Below are 21,742 nucleotides of genomic sequence, written 5' to 3'. Positions count from 1 at the left end.
AGCGTAATCAATGAGTAGGATAGCAGTAATTGGAGGCGGCCCCGGCGGCATGATGGCAGCGGTGGCAGCGGCAGAAAAAGGACATCGGGTTGATTTGTTCGACAGCAATGAGAAGCTGGGAAAAAAACTATATATCACCGGAAAGGGTCGCTGTAATCTGACCAATGCGGTTGATATCAGCGATTATTTTGACAACATCGTCCATAACCACAGTTTTTTGTATAGTGCTCTTTATTCCTATACTAATACCGATTTTATGGCCTTCCTGGAAAAAAATGGGGTGCCCTTAAAAATAGAACGGGGGGATCGGGTGTTTCCGGTTTCGGATAAATCCAGCGATGTGATTGGAGCCTTTAAAATGGCATTGAAACACAATCGCTGCCAGGTTCATTTAAATACGAAAATAACCGGCCTTTTAATTGAGAATAATAACATTAACGGGATCCTCCTCGAAAATGGAGAAAAAAGAAATTACGATGCGGTGATTCTGGCGACGGGTGGAAAGAGTTATCCGTCCACTGGTTCAGATGGCAATGCGTTTAAGATCTTAAAGAAATATGGTCATGAAATCACATCTCTGGCTCCCGGTCTGGTCCCCATTAATACCAAAGAAGACTGGCCCCGCGATCTCCAGGGGTTGTCACTCAAAAATGTGACCTTAACCCTGTCTAAAAAAACACCCAAGGGCCAAAAGAAGGTCAAATCAATGTTAGGTGAGATGTTGTTCACCCATTTTGGCATATCCGGACCGCTGGTTTTATCACTTAGCTCTGATATGAGCGGCGACATAAAAGATTACAGTCTGGAATTGGACTTAAAACCGGCTTTAAGTATGGAACAAATGGATGCCCGGATTCAGCGGGACTTTCTTAAATATCAGAACAAGGATTTCGGAAATGCCCTGGGTGACCTATTACCAGCGAAAATGATTCCGGTCATGGTAGATCTGTCCGGGATTGATCCGGCCGCTAAGGTTAACCAGATCACCAAAGAACAGCGGAATAAGCTGGTAGCGTGTTTTAAACAGTTAAAGATTGGCATTGCCGGGCTGCGGGATTTTAACGAAGCCATCATCACCGTTGGCGGTGTGAACGTAAAAGAAGTAGACCCAGGAACGATGGAATCAAAACGGGTTAAAAATCTCTATATTGCAGGAGAGATGCTGGATGTGGACGCGCTGACCGGTGGCTACAATATCCAAATTGCTGTTTCCACGGGCTGGCTGGCCGGAAACGCCGTTGAATAAGTGTTTGTAAAGTTGGATGAGGGAGAGTAAGATGCAAATTGCCATTGATGGTCCTGCCGGAGCAGGAAAAAGTACCATAGCAAAAAAAATAGCAGCAGCCTATCAGATGACCTATCTGGATACGGGCGCCATGTATCGCTGCATTGCCCATTGTGTGTTAAATCAGATGGGTGACCGCTTTGATAACGCGGCTGATATTGTAAAAATTGCCCGGGGAACCGTGATCCGGTTTGAAGGCAATCAGGTGTTCTGTAATGATAAAGATGTTACCTGGGAGATCCGGACGCCTCTGGTTTCCCGCCATACCTCCGATGTGGCCAGGATTAAAGAGGTCCGGGATCTGCTGGTCGCTCAGCAGCGGGAATACGCAAAAGACCATGGGGTGGTTATGGATGGAAGAGACATCGGTTCGGTGGTTTTGCCGGAGGCTGACCTTAAGTTTTTTCTGGATGCTGACGTTTTGGAACGGGCACAGCGACGAAAAAAAGAATTGGACGAAAAGGGCAATGGGAAAGCCTTGGAAGAGATAAAAAATGAAATTGAAGACCGCGATAGTAATGACAAAAATCGGTTAGAAGGTCCATTGGTGCAGGTCGCGGACGCGATTGTCATTGACACAACGGGGAAGAGCATTGAAGAAGTATATGAAGAAATGAAAATTCATATTGACGAGGCTTGTCGATGATTTATAAAATTGGTCGTTTCATAGCTTATCTCATTAGTTTAATTCTCTTTCGGATCACAATTACCGGTAGGGAAAACATCCCGGAAACCGGCGGAGCTCTGATCTGTCCCAATCACATCAGTAATATTGACCCGGTGGTGATTGCATTTGCAACACCGCGGGATATTCATTATATGGCCAAGGCGGAATTGTTTAAGAATCCGCTTCTGCGATGGTTTTTCAAAAAAGTGAACGCCTTTCCGGTTAATCGCGAAAAGGTAGCTGTGGAGACGATTAAGACTTCCTTGAAAATTCTCAAGGAAGACAAGCTGCTGGGTATTTTTCCGGAAGGACATCGCGTCAATCCGGAAGATCGGACACCTCCCGCCAGCGGCTTTGTCGTCTTTGCCATTAAGACGAAAGCACCGATTGTTCCGGTGCACATTAAAGGAAAATACCGATTCAGAAGCAAAATAGAGATTATTATTGGCAAGCCTGTTTATCTGGAAGAATACTATGGCAAAAAACTGTCTGAAGAAGAAACTAGGCAGTTAAGCGAAAAGATCATGGATACGGTCTATGCTTTAGAATTGACGTGAGGTTAAAATGGAAGTAATCATTGCCGATAAGTCTGGCTACTGCTTTGGAATCGAAAATGCCATGAAAATGGTCCAGGATACCATCGAATCGGGCCGACAAAACATTTATACCTTAGGGCCGATTAGCCACAACACCCAGGAAACCAGACGTCTAACGAATCAGGGCGTGGTAATAATTGAAGACGACGATGTTGATAATTTAGAAACCGGCTGTATCATCCTTCGCTCCCATGGGGTTGGCAAGAAAACCATTGAAGCGATTAAAAAAAAGGGACTCCCAATCATCAATGCCACCTGTCCCTTTGTCCGGGCAGTTCAGAAAAAGGTTGAAAGCTATGATGTTGCCGGTTATCAGATTGTTATTGTGGGAAATAAAAATCATCCGGAGGTGATTGGAGCAAATGGCTGGTGTCAAAATAAAGCTTTAATAATTAATGATATAAATCAGTTGGAAAATATTGAAAGTTATGATAGAATATGTATCGTGGCTCAGACCACCATCATCGAATCCAAATTCAATGAAATTTGTGATGCGATCAGGTCAAGAGTCAATGAAGTAGTTATATTTAATACTATTTGCAGTGCCACCGCTGAAAGACAAGCAGCGGCAGCGAAAACTGCAAAAGAAGTAGAATATATGATCGTAATTGGTGGATACCACAGTTCGAATACGCAAAAACTGGCGGATATCTGTAAATCCCATTGCGCAAAAACTTGTCACATAGAAACCATCCGGGACTTAGATCTCGCTGAAGTAAGAAACTATCAGAAGATTGGTATTACCGCAGGGGCATCAACACCGGATTGGATCGTTAAGGAGGTATTGGAAGGTATGGAAGAGCAAAACAAAATTGCTGAGGAAAACGTGGTCGCGGAAGTGGCGACTGAAGAACAGCCAACTGTTGTAGTTGAGGAAGTGGTGGAAACCATTGAAAAAGACGAATATGATGATGCTAATTTTGATTTCGCAGCAGAAATTGAAGAATCATTAAAAACAATTCGTCGAGGTGCTGAAATTGAAGGCGAAGTGATTCACATCGCTGAAGATGAAGTGATCTTAAACATTGGCTACAAAGCAGATGGTATCATCAAAAAGAATGATTTCACATGGAAAAGCGATGAGGTATTATCTGAACTTGTACAATTAGGAGACAAAGTTTGGTGTATCGTTACTGATTTAAATGAAGGTTCAGGAAATGTAAAACTTTCAAAAATCAAATATGATAACCGTCTCGTACAAAAACAGTTAAGTGACGCCTTTGATAATAAAACAGTCTTAGAAGGAACAATCAAAGATATTTCTGGAAATGGTTTAATTGTCGATATTGGATTTACAGATATTTATATGCCTGCTTCACAATATCATGTGCGTTACGTTAAAGACTTAAACACCTTAATTGGCGAAAAAGTTAAGGGTATCATTATTGATTACAACCCAAAACGACGTCGTGCGATTCTTTCCCAGAAAATTATTCTTGAAAAAGATATGAAAGAACGTCGGGAACAAGTAAAAGAAATGAAAGAAAAGCGCTTTGAAGAATTAAACGTCGATGATATTGTTAAAGGTGTGGTTAAAACCATTACTAATTTCGGAATCTTTGTCGATCTTGAAGGCATTGATGGCTTTGTCCATCGATCAGATCTGACCTGGGAAAAAATCAATGAGCCGAAAGACATCGTTGAAAAAGGCCAGGAAATTGAAGCCAAGGTTATCGCTAAAAATGAAGAAGACAAAAAAATCAAATTAAGTGTTAAGGCATTATTGGATCGCCCTTGGGATGATTTCATTGCTAAATACAATGTTGATGATGAAGTTGAAGTGACGATCACTAATATTTTAGATTTTGGTGCCTTTGCTCAAGTGATTCCAGGCGTTGAAGGCTTGATTCATGTTTCTGAAATTAGCTACAACCGGGTTGAGTCTGTTGCTGCAGTTTTAAACACCGGTGATGTCTTAACGGTAAAAATCATCGGAATTAACGCTGAAAAAGAAAAAATCAGCTTAAGTAAAAAAGCAACCGAAGAAGCACCGGCTCGTCCTGCTCCAACACCAAGAAGCAGCAATAGTAGCAATGCTGGATCTGGCGATCGTGATAGAACTAGCAATTATGGTGGTGGCGATCGAAACCGCAGACCGCAACAAAGTCATAATAGCAATAACAATCGAAATAAAACAGTTTACGAAGAAACCGCCAATGTAACCCTTGGGGATTCATTCGGTAACTTGTTCGATGGTCTTTTCGGAGACAACAACGACGAAAAATAAGAATTGACTTTTTAAAATCCCAATCTCCGGATTATTTCTGGAGGTTGGGATTTTTTTAATTAGAAATTTTTTAAGTTTACCTATTGAAAAATTCTGATTTCGTGCTATAATGACATTAAATCCCGGTGGAATACTCGGAAATAATCCAGGGAGGGTTAAACACTTGAGACTTTCAACAAAAGGACGATATGGTGTATTGGCCATGGTAGAACTGGCGCTTCAATACGGAGATGGTCCGGTTTCAATTAAAGAAATTGCCGAAAAACAGAGTTTTTCAGATTCATATATGGAACAGCTTTTTTCCAGCCTGAAAAATGCCGGCTTGGTAAAAAGTATCAGAGGTGCCCGGGGTGGTTATGTTTTAGCTCGGGATCCCAGCGCTATTACCGTTGGTGAAATCATCAGAGCCCTTGAAGGGCCCATTGAATTGGCGGAATGCATTGATGGCGGTGGCAGACAGGTTTGTGCAAAATCGCCGGAGTGTGTAACCAGAGGGTTATGGAAAGATATTAGTGATAGTATCAGCAATATTATCGATAATCGATCATTACAGGACTTACTAAGCAAATAAAGAGAAAGAGGTATAACTTATGAAACGAATCTATTTAGATCATGCAGCAACAACAGCGGTTGATCCAGCAGTTGTTGAAACCATGCTACCATTTTTCACCGAATATTTTGGAAATCCTTCTTCAGTGTACGCCGAAGGGAGAGGGGTAAAGAAAAGCATTGAGGCCGCCAGAATCCAGATTGCCAATGCCATTAATGCTGACCCTCGGGAAATTTATTTTACCGGAAGCGGATCAGAGGCGGACAACTGGGCGATAAAAGGCATAGCCATGAAAAATCAGGCCAAGGGGAAACACATTATTACCTCAACCATTGAGCATCATGCGGTGCTTCATACCTGTGAATACCTGGAAAAACAGGGATTTGAAGTAACCTATCTGCCGGTCGATCAAGATGGGCTGATATCACTGGATGATTTGCGAAATGCGATACGTGAAGATACTATTTTAGTCACCATTATGTTTGCCAACAATGAGATTGGAACCGTTGAACCGATCAAAGAAATCGGTGAAATTGTTAAGGAAAAAGGGATTATTTTTCATACCGATGCGGTTCAGGCACTGGGCAATATTCCCGTTGATGTTAAGGATTTAAATGTCGATTTACTGTCCATATCGGCTCATAAAATATATGGTCCTAAAGGGATTGGCGCTCTTTTTATTAGAAAAGGAGTACCGATTGACAATTTAATCCACGGCGGTGCTCAGGAACGAAAAAAACGAGCCGGAACAGAAAATACGGCCGAAATTGTAGCTTTTGGAAAAGCGGCCGAGATGGCAACAGAACATCTGGTAGAAAATGCCGCTCATATGAAAAAATTAAGAGATCTTTTAATTAAAGGCGTGATGGACAATATCCCACAGGTTCGTTTAAACGGACATCCGGAAAAGCGGCTGCCAGGAAATGCGAATTTCTGTTTTGATTACATCGAAGGAGAATCGATCCTGCTCAGTTTGGACATTATTGGCGTAGCAGGTTCTAGCGGTTCGGCCTGTACATCGGGTTCCCTGGATCCATCGCATGTGTTACTGGCGATTGGTTTGCCGGCGGGAATCGCCCATGGATCGTTGCGACTCACTATTGGGAAGCAAACAACGATTGAGGATATCAATTATGTGGTTGACAATCTAATCCAGATTATTGAACGGTTGCGCAAAATGTCACCGATTAATGCTGATTGTCCGATTGATGATGCTGTTTTTGATAAAGCCGATCATCACCACCATTAAGTATAAAAAAATATAACTAAGGAGAAATTAAGATGGACTATACAGATGTAGTAATGGAGAACTTTACCTGTCCTAAACATGTGGGCGAGATTGAAGGTGCAAATGGTATTGGTCAGGTTGGCAGCCCGGCTTGCGGCGATATCATGAAAATCTTCCTGAAAATTAATGATGACGGCGTCATTGAAGATGCGTCTTTTAAAACCTTTGGATGCGGTGCAGCCGTTGCCAGTAGCAGTATGGCAACCGATATGATTATCGGCAAGACCATTGAAGAAGCCGGAAAATTCAAAAATTCGGATGTGGTTGACGCTTTGGGGGGATTGCCAGCCGAAAAAATACATTGTTCGGTCTTGGCCGCTGAGGCCATTCAAGCGGCGATTGAGGACTATCACAATAAAAAAGCACAATAAAAAATAATATCAAGCATAATAAATTAAAAAACGCAGTTTCTGTTTACGGGAAACTGCGTTTTTTTGACACTACAAATAAAAAACAACGTTGCTATAAAAAAAAGAATAGGGTAAGATATGGATATGACAGAAAATGAAAGGAACACGAAATGAAGGCGAATATTTTGCTCAATGTAGAAGTCGTTTCGAAAAAGAATGGGCGACGGCATGGATTGGTCAAGAGTCTGGTAGTGGTGAATCATGTCATTAGATACTTGGTGATCAATCCCGGTGGGGTTTTCTCAAAGGCTCAGTTTTTTAAACCGGAAAATATTTTGGATGTTAATTATAAGCGTTTGGTAATCGAGAGTGAAAAAGTCATTATTAAAGCAAAAGGCCAAAAAGTGAAAGACTATCTCGATGAGGCGTTTCCACTGATGGATTATCCGGTGGTGGATAAAAATAAGGAGTCATTTGGTCATGTTGTTAATGCGACCATTGAAGAAGGAACATTTGCCATTACAGAATACGAAATTTCCAGAAGCTTTTTTGATGATATCGATCACGGCTTTGCGATTATTCCAGCCGAAGAACTTACGTATAAAGATCAGGTGCTTTATTATGAAAAAGATATGTACGATTTGGGATTTAAAGAACAGGGCACCGGAATTGCCAATAAACTTCTGGGGGTAAAATAGATGGACAATTCTTCAAACAAAAAAAGACTACTAGTTCTCAATCTCATCGTCGTTGTTTTAATTGGTGCGGTTTGCTTTTTTATCTGGCCAACGCTTTCGGGCATGTTTGCACCATTTTTCTTTGCCATTGTCCTGGCTTATTTGCTTAACCCGCTGGTTAGAAATCTTGAAGATAAAGGTTTAGATCGGGGGGCGGCGGTTCTAATTGTTTTCTTTTCGGTATTGGCACTGGTGATTGGCGCCTTTATGAGCTTTGTTCCCAGTTTGATTACCAATATTGCCAGTATGATCAGAAGCATTCCAAACTTTGTGACACAAACCCAGACCTATATCACTAATTTGTCGGACTATATTTCGAATTTTACCGGATATGACATTACCCAGTTTTTTAACCTGGAACAGGTTCTGGGAAATGTAATCCAGGGGTTTGCAACGGCACTCCAGGGGATATCAAATGCCATTCTACAAAATAGCGGCCAGGTGATGAATATCATTATCGTGCCATTAGTCACTATTTTTCTGCTGATGGATAAGGAACTCTTTATCAAGGGGATCATGTATCTGGTGCCACTATATTATCGCAACAGCATGCTTAAAATGTGCTGTGACATCGATCTGGTTATTGGTGGTTTTATCAAGGGTCAAGGTCTGACATCCCTGATCGCTGGGATTGCAACCGGGATTGGAGCCTTTGCTCTGGATTTGCCTTACGCAAGTATTATTGGTGTTATTGCCGGGGTCACGACCATGGTTCCCTATTTTGGACCAGCGGTAGGTAGTTTTGTGATTGTGGTACTGGTGCTGTTTATTAATCCACTACTGATTATTCCGATGCTAATCGTTATTGGGGTGGTTCAGGTGATCTGTGGTAATTTTCTGGCACCGGCACTGATGTCCGGAAATGTCGGTCTTCATCCGGTGTTTATTATCTTTTCGATCTTCTTTTTTGGGGCTATGTTTGGAGGCGTGGGAATGATTATGGCGGTGCCGATGGCGGGAACCATTAAGGTAATTGCCGGGTATATTATTTCCATCTTTGCATCAAAAGACGCTACTGACCAAAAAAGGATTGACATTTAAATATGGAATTAATATAATCATCTATCATAGGTTAATATAAAAATGCATTGAGAACGAAGGCTCTAAAAATAACAATCACAGAGAGAGAGACACGGCTGAGAGTCTTTTAAAGTTAGTTTAGGGTTGCCCCGTTCGAGCAGCTGGGAAGAAAGATTAAATGAGAGGTTCATTGAGTATTTTCAGTCGGGAAACCGTTATTAATAAAGTGAGTTGCCAATTATATTGCAGCTAATTTGGGTGGTACCGCGGATTAAACCGTCCCTTGCAGACTTGCAGGGGATTTTTTGTTTTTTATAGACACCGAGAAGTATCAAGTACGCACAACTAAAAATTAAAAATGCAATAAGGAGAAAAAATGAAACCATTAGGATTAAATGAAATCAGAGAGAAATATTTAGCGTTTTTTGAAGAAAAAGGACATCTGCGATTAAACAGCTTTCCACTCGTGCCGATTAACGACAAGAGCCTGTTATTGATTAACTCGGGGATGGCACCGCTAAAACCTTATTTTACCGGTGATGAAATACCGCCAAGAAATCGGATCACCACCTGTCAGAAGTGTATTCGTACCCCGGATATTGAAAATGTCGGGAAAACAGCCAGACACGGCACATTTTTTGAAATGCTGGGTAACTTTTCCTTTGGTGATTACTTCAAAAAAGAAGCCATTCCCTGGGCCTGGGAATTCTGTACCAAAGTGATGGAAATACCGGAAGATAGAATCTGGATCACGATCTATCTGGATGATGACGAAGCCTTTCAAATCTGGAATGAAGACGTGGGAATACCCAAAGAAAAAATTGTGAGACTGGGAAAAGAAGACAATTTCTGGGAGCATGGATTGGGCCCCTGTGGCCCCTGTTCCGAGCTTTATTTCGACCGGGGTGAAGAATACGGCTGTGACAGCCCCACCTGTAGTGTTGGTTGCGACTGTGACCGTTATGTTGAATTCTGGAATCTGGTTTTCACCCAGTTTGATAAAGATGAAGCGGGTAACTATAACCCCTTACCAAAACCCAATATTGATACCGGTATGGGATTAGAACGTCTGGCTGTTGTGATGCAGGGTGTGGGTACCATCTTTGAGATTGATACGGTTGGCCATGTACTCAACTATATCTGTAAAAAAGCGGGGGTAAATTATGGCGATGATCCTCAGGACGATATTTCGATCCGAGTTATTACAGACCATATCCGCAGTGTCACCTTTATGATTGCTGATGGCGTGATGCCAGGAAATGAAGGCCGCGGTTACGTGTTGCGACGATTGCTTCGCCGGGCCGTTCGGCATGGAAAATTATTGGGTATCAAGGATCTTTTTCTTTATGATGTCGCTAAAGAAGCCATCCGGGTTTCTGAAGGGGCTTATCCTGAACTACGCGAAAAACAGGAATTCATTCAAAAACTGATCCGCATTGAAGAAATACGTTTTAAAGAAACCATCGATCAAGGTTTGGCACTGTTAAACAAAGAACTGGATAAAATTATCGAAATGGAAGAAACAGTATTCCCGGGCGGTGGGGCATTTAAACTCTACGACACCTATGGATTCCCTTATGACTTAACCAGAGAAATTGTTGAAGAACGGGGCCTGACCATTATCGCGGAAGACTTCGAAAAAGAAATGCAGGCACAGCGGGACCGAGCCCGACAGGATCGCCTCAATAGCGATTTAGCAGTATGGGCTGATGATCCCTTTAATCCTTTGGGACCGGATGCCGTCAATACCTTTGTCGGCTATGACAATCTGGAAGCGGAAGGCACCATCTTAGGGCTCTATGTGAATGAAGCCTTGGTGGACGAAGCAAAAGCTGGCGATGAGGTACTGGTACTGTTGGATCAGACCTCGTTCTATGCCGAAAGTGGAGGCCAAACCGGGGATCATGGGATCATTCAAAAAGGCGATGGCTTAATTGAAATCAGGGATTGTAAAAAAGGCAGCCTAAGCCGACATATTCATTCGGGTATCGTGAAGTCAGGAACCTTTAAGGTAGGGGAGAGTGTCATTACAGAAGTCAACAAAGACTTACGGGATGCCGTTCAGCGGAACCATACGTCGACTCACTTATTGCAAAAAGCCCTGAAACAGGTTTTAGGCGACCATGTGGAGCAGGCGGGGTCATTTGTATCTCCCGACCGGTTGCGTTTTGACTTTAACCATTTCCAGGCCATGACCCGGGAGGAAAAACGACAGGTGGAAGACATTGTCAACGCAGCGATTTTAGCGGCCTATGATGTATCTATTTTTGAGACCAACATTGATCAAGCAAAAGAATTGGGAGCGACCGCTTTATTTGGCGAGAAGTACGGTGAAATTGTCCGTGTTGTCAAAGTTGGTGACTTTAGTACCGAGCTTTGCGGTGGCTGTCATATCAGCAATTCTGCTAAAGTCGGTCTCTTTAAAATTATCAGTGAAGGTGGTGTTGCTGCTGGGGTTCGACGAATTGAAGCGGCAACCGGTTTTAATGCCTGGCATCTGGTGGAAAAAATGGATGATACTCTGGTTGAAGTGTCCAATTTGATGAAAACAAATCCGGATCAATTGCTTGAAAAAGTAATGGAATTAGCTGAAATCAACAAACAAAAAGAACGCACCATCGCTGAACTAAAACAGAAGTCGGCCGGAAATGCGATAATGGATATCCATCAGAAAATGGTGATCATCAGTGGCGTTCAGGTTACCATTGCTGACGTTGAGAAAATGCCGATGGAAGAGCTTAGAACCATTGGAGACTTACTAAAAGACCGAATGGGATCGGGAATTGTACTGTTGGGGAGCGCCTTAGATGGCAAGGTTAATTTTGTTGCAACAGCGACTCCGGATATCGTTAAACGCGGCTTCCATGCGGGTAAAGTCATTAAAGAAGTGGCGACAATAGCTGGCGGAGGCGGTGGTGGACGCCCGGATATGGCGCAGGCTGGGGGGAAACTTCCGGAAAAATTGGCTGAATCACTGTCAAAGGGAGAGGCATGCATTCGGGAGCAGTTGAATTAATTGATTAATAAAATGAAAAATTACATCATTTGACTTGTCTTTTCTTTATCTTTGGGTTAAAATGATATAAATTGATTGTGAAGGAGGTCAGATGACAATGGGAGAAAATACGGTGATTGATCGAGGAACCATTATGTTTGAGGTCGATAGCGAAAAGTCTCAGAAGATCGACGAAGTGATGCGCAATGTACATAAGGCTCTAGTTGAAAAAGGGTATAACCCTGTCAATCAAATTGTAGGTTATGTCATGTCAGGAGATCCGACCTATATCACAAGTCACAGAGAAGCGCGAAACGCCATACAGAAAATTGAACGGGATGAGTTGCTCGAGGAACTTGTTCGACGTTACTTAAAAAGTATTTAGTAGGCTGATAATTTGGGGCTGTCTCAACCGAGGCAGTCCTATTTTAGTTTTGGTATGGCGACGGGCAGATGGAGTTTTGATTGTAGAAGTTGGTGTTTAGTCACCGTACCGATCAATTGTTAATCTGTACACATAACGCTTGTGGTTAGGAAATGATTAGAAGATGATATTAAATACCCTGGGTAATACTGGAATCAAGGTCTCGCGGATGTGCTTTGGCAGTTTGACGATTGGGCCGCTCCAGAAAAACAAAACTCTTTTAGAAAGTCGGGAAATTATCGCGGCGGCTTTGGATTGTGGTGTTAATTTTTTTGATACGGCGGATCTGTACAATAATTACGATCATCTGCGTGCGGCGATCCAGATGCAACAGGATGTGGTGATTGCGACAAAATCCTATGATTATACAGCAGCGGGTGTTCTGAGCAGCTTGCATCGGGCCCTTTCGGAACTGGGGCGGGATTATGTTGATCTTTACCTGCTCCACGAACAGGAAAGCAAAAAAACCATTGAAGGCCACTGGGAAGCCATTGAAGCGCTGATTGCCGCAAAAAAAGCGGGAAAAGTAAGAGCCATCGGCATTTCCACTCATCGGATAGAAGGTGTTTATGGGGCAAATCTGTTTTCTGAGCTGGATGTGATTCATCCGCTGATTAATTTAACCGGCATTGGTATTGAAGATGGAACTACCGAAGAAATGGCGGCGGCCATCCACCAGGCAAAAAGGTCTGGGAAGGGCGTTTACGGCATGAAGCCGCTAGGCGGTGGTAATCTGCTCTCTCAGAAACAGGCCAGTTTTGAGTATGTCTTGAACCTGGCAGATCTGGACGCCATTGCGATTGGGGTTCAATCGATTAATGAAGTGCGGTATAATGTCAAAAAATTTAACGGCGAGACCATACCAGACGCTTTGGAAGTGGCTGTTTCCAGTGCTCCAAAGAGACTACATATCAGTGACTGGTGCACCGGCTGTGGAGAATGTCTCAAACGCTGCAACCACAAGGCGTTAACCTTAGTTAACGGAAAAGCCACCGTTTTACAGGAAAACTGTGTGCTTTGCGGCTACTGTGGTTCCGTCTGTAAAGACTTTTGCATCAAAGTAATTTAATACAGTCATAACAATAAGATGGGATAATGAATGGAAAGAATTTTAGGAATTGATGTTGGTGACAAACGGATTGGGGTTGCTGTAACGGACCCGTTGCAGATTACGGCCCAGGGGGTCATGACCCTCAAACGAAAGACCCGGGATGATGATTTAGAAGCATTTCGGAATCTCATTGCAAAATATGAGATTAAAAAGGTGGTAGCTGGTCTGCCACTGAACATGGACGGTTCAGAATCCGCTCAGACCCGGAAAACAGTGAATTTTTGTCAATTTATAAAAAAACGGCTAAATATCGAAATCATCTATATTGATGAGCGTTTAACCTCATCCTGGTCGGAAAAAGTGTTGATCGAAGGAAATGTTTCCCGGGAGAACCGCAAAGATTATATTGATATGCTGGCAGCTCAGATCATTCTCCAGTCTTACATGGACCGGGCCGTTAAATAATTCATAATAATGGATTCTTTAAGCATAAAAAGGTATAATTTAAAGATTATGAGCGAAAAATAAAATTGAAAGTGAAGTTGATATGGAAGAAAAAATAATTTTAGAAGATGAAAATGGCGTTGCACGAGAGTTTGATTTAGAAGTCTCCTTTCCTCTGGGTGAAAAGACATATGTGCTTTTAACAGAAGGCGAAGAAAGTGACGATGTATTTGCGTTCTTTATCGATGAAGACGAAGAGGGTGAAATTCTGGTACCCGTAGAGGATGAAGCAGAATTCGCTTTAATTGAAGCAGAATACGATCGCATCATGGACGAAGAATATGATGATTTAGAAGAAGACGAAGATGAAGGTGAAGTTGAGTAACGCCCCTTGCTAGCGGGCTTTCTTAGCTGATCGAATCGTTTTATCAAAGTAAATGATTAACGCCTGGAAAAAAAGATAGCTGCTCATGTGCCCAAGCGGTCACATGAGTGAGCTTCTTGTTTCAAACACCTCGCTGAATTTAATCAGGGCTTATCAGGAAGGGCACCATACAGGGGTTATTTTTGTTATGCAACGCAATGATGCCAAAGCGTTTTACCAAACAAAGTAAAAGATCCGATATTTTCACGTTTATTGGATCAATGTCATAGTCTGGGAATAGAGATCCGTGCGCTTTCCTGTGATATTGATGGAGTAAATATAGAAATTATCGGAGCATTGCCTGTCACTGTTTTATTTAAGAAAAGACTTAAAAAGAGGTGTGACCACTATGAATAACAAAAAACAAATTGTGGATGCACTCAGAAAAAGAGGGAACAAAGTAACCCCTCAACGTCTGGTTACCATCGAGGTTCTGTTGACCTTTAGGCAGCAGCATTTTAGTGTTGAAGAGTTATTTCTGGGTGTCAAACAGCGCAATCCTGATGTGGGAATGTCGACCATTTATCGAACGGTGCAAATATTAGAAGAAATGGGACTCATTACCAAACGTAATTTTGATGATGGCTTTGCTCGGTACGAACTCTGTGAGTTGGATGAAAAACACTGGCATCATCACTTAATCTGCTTAAAATGTGGAAAGGTAATCGAAATGCAAGACGATTTCCTGGAAGCTCTGGAAAAAGAAATAGAAGAAAAGAAGGATTTTATGATTATCAATCACGAACTTAAGGTGTACGGATACTGTTCGGATTGTTATGCAATAACGAAAGGAGTTAAATTTGACTGAAAATAAAAACTTAATAACGACGGAAACCCAACGCGTGGAGGGCCGTTCACGATCGAGACGAAAGCCTCAACCTCAGAAAAACAAAGATAAACTGAGATTAGTACCATTGGGGGGCTTAGGTGAAATCGGGAAAAACCTGAACGTATTTGAATACAAGGATGACATCATTCTTGTGGATTGCGGGCTGAAATTTCCAGATGACGATATGTTCGGAATTGACATTGTGCTGCCGGATTATAATTATATTCTGGAGAATCAGGATAAGGTCAAGGGCGTTGTCATAACCCATGGGCATGAGGATCACATTGGCGGACTTGTTTATCTGCTCAGAAAGATTAACATTCCCATTTATGCCACGAAATTTACCATGGGCCTGATTGATAAAAAGCTCAAAGAGCATGGCTTACTAACCAAAACCACCCGAATTATTGTTAAACCGAAAGAACGGATTGACATTGGTGAGTTCAACGTAGAATTTATTCGCGTTAATCATAGCATCGCGGATGCCGTGGGATTGTGTATCAAGTGTGCGGCGGCAACGGTTGTCCACACCGGGGATTTTAAAATTGACTATCATCCAATTGGTGGTGAAGTAATCGACTTGCAGCGATTCGCCAAAATTGGATCACAAGGTGTAGACCTGCTGATGTCTGATAGTACCAATGTTGAAGGGACTGGATTTACCCAATCTGAGAGCACGGTTGGACCAACACTTTTCAACTTGTTCAGAAACGCTAAAGGACGAATCATCGTTACGACTTTTGCCTCTAATGTGCATCGCCTCCAACAAGTGATTGATGCTGCGGTAGAGTATAACCGTAAGGTTATTATCTGTGGGCGAAGCATGGAAAATGTCAGCGAAGTGGCCATGGATTTGGGTTACATGAAAATGCCCCCCAATGTACAGGTTCAGTTGCGAGACATTAATAAATACAAAGACAAAGAATTAGTAATCATAACCACCGGCAGCCAGGGCGAACCGATGGCTGCCTTGGGACGAATGGCACTGGGTGAGCACCGTCACCTGACCATAAAAAAAGAAGATCTCGTCGTCATTTCGGCTTCCGCAGTGCCGGGAAATGAAAAAATGGTCTCAGAGGTTATTAATAAACTCGTGGAATTAGGTTCGGATGTTGTTTATGGCGGATTTGCTGAAATTCATGTCTCTGGTCACGCCAGACAAGAAGAGCTAAAACTGATGATTACGCTAGTCCGTCCCAAACATTTTCTTCCTGTACATGGGGAAAGTCGGATGCTAATGAAGCATGTGGAGTTAGCACAAAGTGTTGGGATTAAAAAGGAAAGAACTCTGATTGCTGAAAATGGAAATATCCTGGAAATTGATAAACGCAGTGTTCAGATTGTTGGTAAAACTCAAGCTGAACCGGTTCTGGTTGATGGGCTGGGAGTCGGTGATATTGGTAACATTGTTCTCAATGACCGAAAACGTCTTTCAGAAGACGGGCTCTTTATTGTGGTTTGTACCATGCACAAGGGCAAAGCGGTATCGGGACCAGATATTATCTCTCGCGGCTTTGTTTATGTAAGAGAATCTGAAGAACTCATTAATAACGCCCGCGAAGAAGTCAAGAAAGCCTTGCTATCTTGTGAAGAAAAGGGTATTATTGACTGGAATTCCATTAAAAATGTCATTCGGGAGAGCCTGTTTAAATACCTTTATGCAAAAACTCAGAGAAAACCAATGATACTACCCATATTGATGGAAGTATAAATTTAATATGGCAATTGGTGAAATACATATCGTTAGCAGTTGTCGATAAAATTTTAAAAGTAGGAGTAACAGATGAACGTCTATGATGAAGCCAATAATTTGGCACGAGCACTCAAGGAATCCACAGAATATAAGAATTTTTTAGCCGCGAAAGAAAAGCTGGAACAAGATCCCGAAAAGTATGAAATGGCCAAGGATTATATGCGTAAGCAAATGGAAATTCAATCCTTCCAAATGTTGGGAAATGAACTGACAGAAGATCAGATTACTTCTTATAATGCCATTGCGAATACCATAATGGGCATCCCTGAAATCGCTGAATTTTTTCAGGCCCAGATGTATTTTTCAGTAGTCTTTCAGGACATTACCGATATCATGGCAAAAGCAGTTGATTTGGATATGGGACTGTTTGATTCAGAAGATGAAGGCTGTGGCGCTTAAACAACGATTGAAATAGAAACGATTTAAAAAGAATATAGGTGCCAACCTCTAGCGGTCCTATATTCTTTTTTACAGTTTAGGAAAGGAAGGTGAACGGATGAGTAACGGAACAAATCGACAGCCGCCTCGAAAAAAAACGGGAAAACTGATTGCCATTATTCTTTTATTATTAGTCGTCTTTGGTGCGACTGGTGTGTTCAGCTTTAATTACTTTATCGGACAAATGTTAGAACCAGTGGGAGCCGGAGAGCTTGTTTATGTTCAAATAGAACAAGGTGCCGTTATCAGTGATGTGGCAGAGTTACTGGCTGAAAATAATTTAATTCGGGATGTTTTTGCCTTTGAAATGTTGGCCAAAAAAGAGAATACCGCTCACCAGATCCAGTCCGGCTACTATGCTTTTAGCCCGGCAGAATCGGCCCAGCAGATACTTGATCGTCTGGTAGCAGGGGACGTAGCTGATGCCACCGTGACGATTCCTGAAGGACGTAATATTTCAGAGTTCGCTAAAATATTTGAAGAGAAAAATATATGTGATGCGGATGCATTTATCGAAGAAACAAAAAAAGTAGCAGAATATCAGGAAGAATATTCCCTTCTTAGAAGCATTCCCCTGACTGAAAAAGACGGGATGAGTCGAACTCTGGAGGGCTACCTCTTTCCCGATACCTACAGTTTTTCTCCAAATACGGACCCATCAGAAGTGGTCACCGCCATGCTGGATCGGTTTGTGGAGGTCTATGATCAGGATCTGCAAAAACAAACCAAAAAAATGGATAAAACCGTGGATGAAATTGTGATTATGGCTTCTATTGTGGAATTAGAAACAAAATTAGTTGAGGATAAGGCCAATGCGGCCAGTGTGTTTTACAATCGGATTGCCGAGAACATGCCGCTTCAATCGGATATCACCGTGGACTATGCCCGGGGTGAAAAAACGGCCGTATTAACAACCGAGCAAACGCAGTTTTCATCACCTTATAATACCTATATCAATACCGGATTACCCTTTGGGCCGATTTGCTCCTTTGGTGAAACTTCCTTAGAAGCGGCTTTAAATCCGGCGCAAACAAACTATTTATATTTTGTTGCCGATATGGATTCGGGAAAGATCTATTTCAATGAAACCTATGATGAGCATTTAGAAGACGTAGAAAAATATATGGGAAACTAATTAAGACAACGAAATATGCCAGCGCTATAAAGAAGTTGCCAATAAAAAAGAATGAAGGCCAGACAGTGAGTGAGATTGTTAAAGATTACATCGAGGATTATATTAGAGGATTAATTCCGGCTAATCGTCCCCAAATAGAAGCATTCAGAAAAAGAGCTATGGATGATAATATTCCGATTATCCATCAAGAAGTTCAAAAACACATTGAATTATTAATCGCCGCAAAAAAAACCAGGACTGTTCTGGAAGTTGGCACAGCTGTAGGCTTTTCGGCGTCTATCTTTGCCGAAGCGATGGGCCCTCAGGGGCAGGTGGATACCATTGAACGCAATTTTAAAATGGTGGTTCAGGCAGAAGAAAATATTGCCAGCCTGGGACTTAGCCATCAGATTAATCTGATGGTTGGGGATGCCCAGGAAAAACTGGCAGTACTGGATAAAAGCTATGATTTAATTTTTTTGGATGGGGCCAAAGGCCACTATATCCATTTGCTGGGCGATTGTCTGCGGTGTTTAAAGCCCGGAGGACTATTGATTTCTGATAATGTATTGTTTAAAGGCATGATCGCCAGTAATGAACTGGTTATTCGTCGCAAAATAACCATTGTCAAGCGGATGCGGATGTATCTGGAAACCATCGCCAACCATCCCCAATTGGTTACCAGTATTCTGCCACTGGGTGATGGTTTGGCGATCAGCTTAAAAAAAGACGATTAAGTACGAAGAGCAGTGCAAGGAAAGAAAAGAACGGAGAAACAGCATGAAAAAACCGGAACTTTTGGCACCGGCAGGAAATTTTGAAAAACTAAGGTATGCCCTTCATTATGGGGCTGATGCGGTCTATTGTGCCGGTAAGAAATTTGGGCTCAGAGCAAAGGCCGATAATTTTGATCAGACCGCTCTGGCCGAGGCGGTTAAGTATGTCCATGAACGCGATAAAAAGATTTACGTCACACTCAATATGATTCCCCACAATGCAGATTTAGACGGTCTGCCTGAATATGTAAGTGAACTAAAAGACCTGGGAATTGACGGCGTGATTGTAGCCGATCCCGGGGTTTTTTCTGTGGTTCAGGAAGTGGCTCCTGATTTAAAAATATCCGTCAGCACTCAGGCCAATAATACCAATTGGCGCAGTGTGGCATTCTGGCATGCCCAGGGTGCCAAGCGGATTGTACTGGCCCGGGAACTGGGACTTATTGAAATTCAGGAGATCCGGGAAAAAGTAGCTCCGGAAATGGAGATTGAGATCTTTGTTCACGGTGCCATGTGCATTTCCTATTCGGGACGATGCCTGTTAAGTCATTACATGACCGGCCGAAATTCAAATCAGGGAGATTGCGCCCATCCTTGCCGGTGGAAGTATCACCTGATTGAAGAAACCCGCCCCGATGAAGCCTTTACCATTGAAGAGGATGCCACCGGTTCCTTTATTTTTAACTCCAAGGATCTTTGCCTGATCGATGAAATTCCCGCCTTGATGGCATCAGGAGTAGACAGCTTTAAAATTGAAGGTCGGATGAAAAGCCTCTATTATGTGGCCACCGTGGTATCCGCTTATCGCAGTGCCATTGATTATGCCTATGATAATCCCGCGGTAAAAAAGCTTGATAAGGGCTATTATGATGAACTGACAAAGGTCAGTCACCGCAATTACACCAAAGGGTTTTATAGCGGCAAAACAACATCAGAGGATCAAAATTACGGCACCAGCAGTTATACCCGGCATTATGACTTTGTCGGTCTGGTTCTGGAATACGACGAGAATACCGGGATGGCTTTAATTGAGCAGCGTAACAAGGTTGTATTAGGTGATGAGATCGAGATCATGATTCCGGGAGACGGGTTCGTTACGCAAGCGATTAAGGTAATGACGGACGTATCCGGTCAGGCAATCGAGTCGGCACCGCATCCCAAAATGCATTACTATTTACAAATGTGTACACCGGTTAAACCGATGGATATCATCAGAAAACGGGATTAGCTTTGGTAAAAAGACTCTTTTAAACACCGAGCCGCAAACAAAATAACACCCCAATTGGAGGAATCATGAGAATATATATTGCCGCTTCATGGAAGCATCAGCATGCCGTTGAAATGCTGACGGATTTGTTGGAAACTCGGGGCCATACCATTTTGTCATGGATCCGCGAGGGACGACCGGAAGAAGCCTTTCTTTCACAAAAAGAGCTCACCCATTTTATTGAGTCTGCTGAAGGAGAACGCGTTTTTGATTTTTGTATCAGTTCGGTTACCAGTGCCGATCTGATTATTTATATTGGTCCCTCCGGTTGTGATGCCTGGGCTGAGATCGGCGCGGCTTATGGCTCCAAAATTCCGGTTTTTGGTCTACTGGCCAAGGCCGAACAGGTCGGGCTGATGCGCCATATGATTAAAAACTGGTACAGTTCTATTTCGGAGTTGATGGCCGCCGTGGATGCCATCAGTTAATAAATCGATAGTTTAGTAGAAAAAGATTTTAACAGTATCAATAAACAGCTTGCTGTTTATTAATACTGTTTTTTTTGATTGATAAACACAAATTTAAATTATTTTATTGGCAAGGTGGACAGTTGTTTTATTTTCAGGTAAAATGAATTTAGTGTCTATAAAAGAGGTGAGAAAATGTTTAGAATAGGAATTTGCGATGATCAAAGAGCCATCTGTTCTCAAATGGAAGGGATTATTTTGGACCATCGAAATACGTTTGCGGAGGAAGTCGAAATCGATGTGTTTTATTCCGGTGAAAGACTGGCAGAGTTTATAAAACATGAACATGATTTCGATTTGATTTTTCTGGACATCGAAATGGAAGGGCTAAACGGCCTTGATTTAGGCCGGAAAATTCGTGAAGAGATGGATAATCAAACGATGCAGATTGTCTATGTGTCTGGGAAAGAAAATTATTATAAGGATCTTTTTGAGGTGCGACCCATGCATTTTCTTTCAAAGCCCATTGAACCAGCAATACTGATAAAAGACATTAACCTGGCAATGAAATTAAGCGGCTGCCTAGGTGGCGTTTTCTGTTATCGAAAGGGAGCCGTAACATATAAGATTCCCATCAAAGACATTCTCTACTTTCAAAGCGTGAATCGGGAGATTAAGATTACCACGACAACAGGGGAAGATTTGTTTTATGGGAAGCTACGAGATGTCACCCCCCAGCTAGAAGGTGATCAATTCATGAAAATTCATAAATCCTATCTAGTTAACTATGAGCATGTAGTAAAATTCAAGTATGACGAGGTCAGGATGTCCAATTCGGACTGTCTGCCAATTAGTCAGCTAAAGCGGAAAGAAATCAGGGGTTTGCAAATGCGATATGAACTCGAAAGGTTGGAATAATGGAGCTAAGTACCTATGAAGTGGTATATCTGATAGCTAATATTTTTGGAACATATATCGTTTATAAATTTATGCATGTATTCTTTGAGACCAAAGAAGCCAATCATAAGATAGAACTCTTATCCTATGTGGTGTAAATTTTCACATTATTTCGGACTGGTTTAATCACAATAAAACGGATC

General features: G+C 42.2%; 23 protein-coding genes. All 23 read left to right on the top strand.

Annotated elements, in window-relative coordinates; genetic code table 11:
* Positions 1 to 10: 10 nt before the first annotated feature.
* Positions 11 to 1,246 (top strand): NAD(P)/FAD-dependent oxidoreductase, encoded by a 1,236-nt coding sequence (locus ACIZ62_RS14930; RefSeq protein WP_414150505.1) that lies wholly within the window; start codon positions 11 to 13, stop codon positions 1,244 to 1,246.
* 31 nt (positions 1,247 to 1,277) lie between these two features.
* On the top strand, positions 1,278 to 1,931 hold the full coding sequence (cmk, locus tag ACIZ62_RS14925) for a (d)CMP kinase (RefSeq protein ID WP_111889177.1): 654 nt from the start codon (positions 1,278 to 1,280) through the stop codon (positions 1,929 to 1,931).
* Complete coding sequence (locus ACIZ62_RS14920) at positions 1,928 to 2,509, top strand: lysophospholipid acyltransferase family protein (RefSeq protein ID WP_111889178.1); 582 nt, start codon at positions 1,928 to 1,930, stop codon at positions 2,507 to 2,509. Before cmk ends, ACIZ62_RS14920 begins: the two co-directional genes overlap by 4 nt.
* 7 nt (positions 2,510 to 2,516) lie before the next feature.
* Entirely contained in the window at positions 2,517 to 4,775 is a 2,259-nt protein-coding gene (locus ACIZ62_RS14915; protein WP_414150504.1) for a bifunctional 4-hydroxy-3-methylbut-2-enyl diphosphate reductase/30S ribosomal protein S1, read from the top strand.
* A gap of 163 nt (positions 4,776 to 4,938) precedes the next feature.
* Positions 4,939 to 5,346, top strand: coding sequence for an RrF2 family transcriptional regulator (locus ACIZ62_RS14910; RefSeq protein WP_162624550.1), 408 nt, complete (start codon positions 4,939 to 4,941; stop codon positions 5,344 to 5,346).
* A 19-nt stretch (positions 5,347 to 5,365) separates the two neighbouring features.
* Positions 5,366 to 6,574, top strand: coding sequence for a cysteine desulfurase NifS (gene nifS, locus ACIZ62_RS14905; protein WP_111889181.1), 1,209 nt, complete (start codon positions 5,366 to 5,368; stop codon positions 6,572 to 6,574).
* A gap of 32 nt (positions 6,575 to 6,606) precedes the next feature.
* The gene (locus ACIZ62_RS14900) at positions 6,607 to 6,984 is read left to right on the top strand and encodes an iron-sulfur cluster assembly scaffold protein (RefSeq protein ID WP_111889182.1); all 378 of its coding nucleotides are present in this window, start codon (positions 6,607 to 6,609) and stop codon (positions 6,982 to 6,984) included.
* Positions 6,985 to 7,133: 149 nt separating this feature from the next.
* A complete protein-coding gene (locus ACIZ62_RS14895) occupies positions 7,134 to 7,661 on the top strand; it encodes a hypothetical protein (RefSeq protein WP_111889183.1) in 528 nt (175 codons plus the stop codon).
* Positions 7,662 to 8,741 carry an AI-2E family transporter gene (locus ACIZ62_RS14890; protein WP_111889184.1) on the top strand — a complete coding sequence of 360 codons (1,080 nt, stop codon included), beginning with the start codon at positions 7,662 to 7,664 and terminating at the stop codon, positions 8,739 to 8,741.
* 355 nt (positions 8,742 to 9,096) lie between these two features.
* Positions 9,097 to 11,736, top strand: a complete 2,640-nt coding sequence (gene alaS, locus ACIZ62_RS14885; protein WP_414150503.1) for an alanine--tRNA ligase — start codon at positions 9,097 to 9,099, stop codon at positions 11,734 to 11,736.
* A 112-nt stretch (positions 11,737 to 11,848) separates the two neighbouring features.
* Positions 11,849 to 12,100, top strand: a complete 252-nt coding sequence (locus tag ACIZ62_RS14880; RefSeq protein ID WP_026396169.1) for an IreB family regulatory phosphoprotein — start codon at positions 11,849 to 11,851, stop codon at positions 12,098 to 12,100.
* Between the two features lie 163 nt (positions 12,101 to 12,263).
* The gene (locus ACIZ62_RS14875; RefSeq protein ID WP_111889186.1) at positions 12,264 to 13,208 is read left to right on the top strand and encodes an aldo/keto reductase; all 945 of its coding nucleotides are present in this window, start codon (positions 12,264 to 12,266) and stop codon (positions 13,206 to 13,208) included.
* 30 nt (positions 13,209 to 13,238) lie between these two features.
* Positions 13,239 to 13,655, top strand: coding sequence for a Holliday junction resolvase RuvX (gene ruvX, locus ACIZ62_RS14870; RefSeq protein ID WP_111889187.1), 417 nt, complete (start codon positions 13,239 to 13,241; stop codon positions 13,653 to 13,655).
* 82 nt (positions 13,656 to 13,737) lie between these two features.
* Positions 13,738 to 14,019 carry a DUF1292 domain-containing protein gene (locus ACIZ62_RS14865; RefSeq protein WP_111889188.1) on the top strand — a complete coding sequence of 94 codons (282 nt, stop codon included), beginning with the start codon at positions 13,738 to 13,740 and terminating at the stop codon, positions 14,017 to 14,019.
* A gap of 388 nt (positions 14,020 to 14,407) precedes the next feature.
* Positions 14,408 to 14,866, top strand: coding sequence for a Fur family transcriptional regulator (locus ACIZ62_RS14860; RefSeq protein ID WP_111889189.1), 459 nt, complete (start codon positions 14,408 to 14,410; stop codon positions 14,864 to 14,866).
* Positions 14,867 to 14,900: 34 nt separating this feature from the next.
* The gene (locus ACIZ62_RS14855) at positions 14,901 to 16,598 is read left to right on the top strand and encodes a ribonuclease J (RefSeq protein WP_414151866.1); all 1,698 of its coding nucleotides are present in this window, start codon (positions 14,901 to 14,903) and stop codon (positions 16,596 to 16,598) included.
* Positions 16,599 to 16,670: 72 nt separating this feature from the next.
* Complete coding sequence (locus ACIZ62_RS14850; RefSeq protein ID WP_111889190.1) at positions 16,671 to 17,039, top strand: YlbF family regulator; 369 nt, start codon at positions 16,671 to 16,673, stop codon at positions 17,037 to 17,039.
* Positions 17,040 to 17,136: 97 nt separating this feature from the next.
* Positions 17,137 to 18,213: an endolytic transglycosylase MltG gene (gene mltG / locus ACIZ62_RS14845; RefSeq protein ID WP_111889191.1), complete on the top strand. Its 1,077-nt coding sequence runs from the start codon at positions 17,137 to 17,139 to the stop codon at positions 18,211 to 18,213.
* Between the two features lie 65 nt (positions 18,214 to 18,278).
* Positions 18,279 to 18,929 carry an O-methyltransferase gene (locus ACIZ62_RS14840; RefSeq protein ID WP_111889192.1) on the top strand — a complete coding sequence of 217 codons (651 nt, stop codon included), beginning with the start codon at positions 18,279 to 18,281 and terminating at the stop codon, positions 18,927 to 18,929.
* Between the two features lie 43 nt (positions 18,930 to 18,972).
* On the top strand, positions 18,973 to 20,196 hold the full coding sequence (locus ACIZ62_RS14835; RefSeq protein WP_414150502.1) for a peptidase U32 family protein: 1,224 nt from the start codon (positions 18,973 to 18,975) through the stop codon (positions 20,194 to 20,196).
* A gap of 65 nt (positions 20,197 to 20,261) precedes the next feature.
* Positions 20,262 to 20,663, top strand: coding sequence for a hypothetical protein (locus tag ACIZ62_RS14830; protein ID WP_111889194.1), 402 nt, complete (start codon positions 20,262 to 20,264; stop codon positions 20,661 to 20,663).
* A 174-nt stretch (positions 20,664 to 20,837) separates the two neighbouring features.
* Positions 20,838 to 21,560 (top strand): LytR/AlgR family response regulator transcription factor, encoded by a 723-nt coding sequence (locus tag ACIZ62_RS14825; protein ID WP_414150501.1) that lies wholly within the window; start codon positions 20,838 to 20,840, stop codon positions 21,558 to 21,560.
* On the top strand, positions 21,560 to 21,697 hold the full coding sequence (locus ACIZ62_RS14820) for a hypothetical protein (protein ID WP_414150500.1): 138 nt from the start codon (positions 21,560 to 21,562) through the stop codon (positions 21,695 to 21,697). Before ACIZ62_RS14825 ends, ACIZ62_RS14820 begins: the two co-directional genes overlap by 1 nt.
* Positions 21,698 to 21,742: the final 45 nt, after the last annotated feature.

The sequence above is a fragment of the Acetobacterium carbinolicum genome, assembly GCF_047456275.1.
Lineage (GTDB): Bacteria > Bacillota > Clostridia > Eubacteriales > Eubacteriaceae > Acetobacterium > Acetobacterium carbinolicum.
This window is presented reverse-complemented; position numbering and strand designations above follow the sequence as displayed.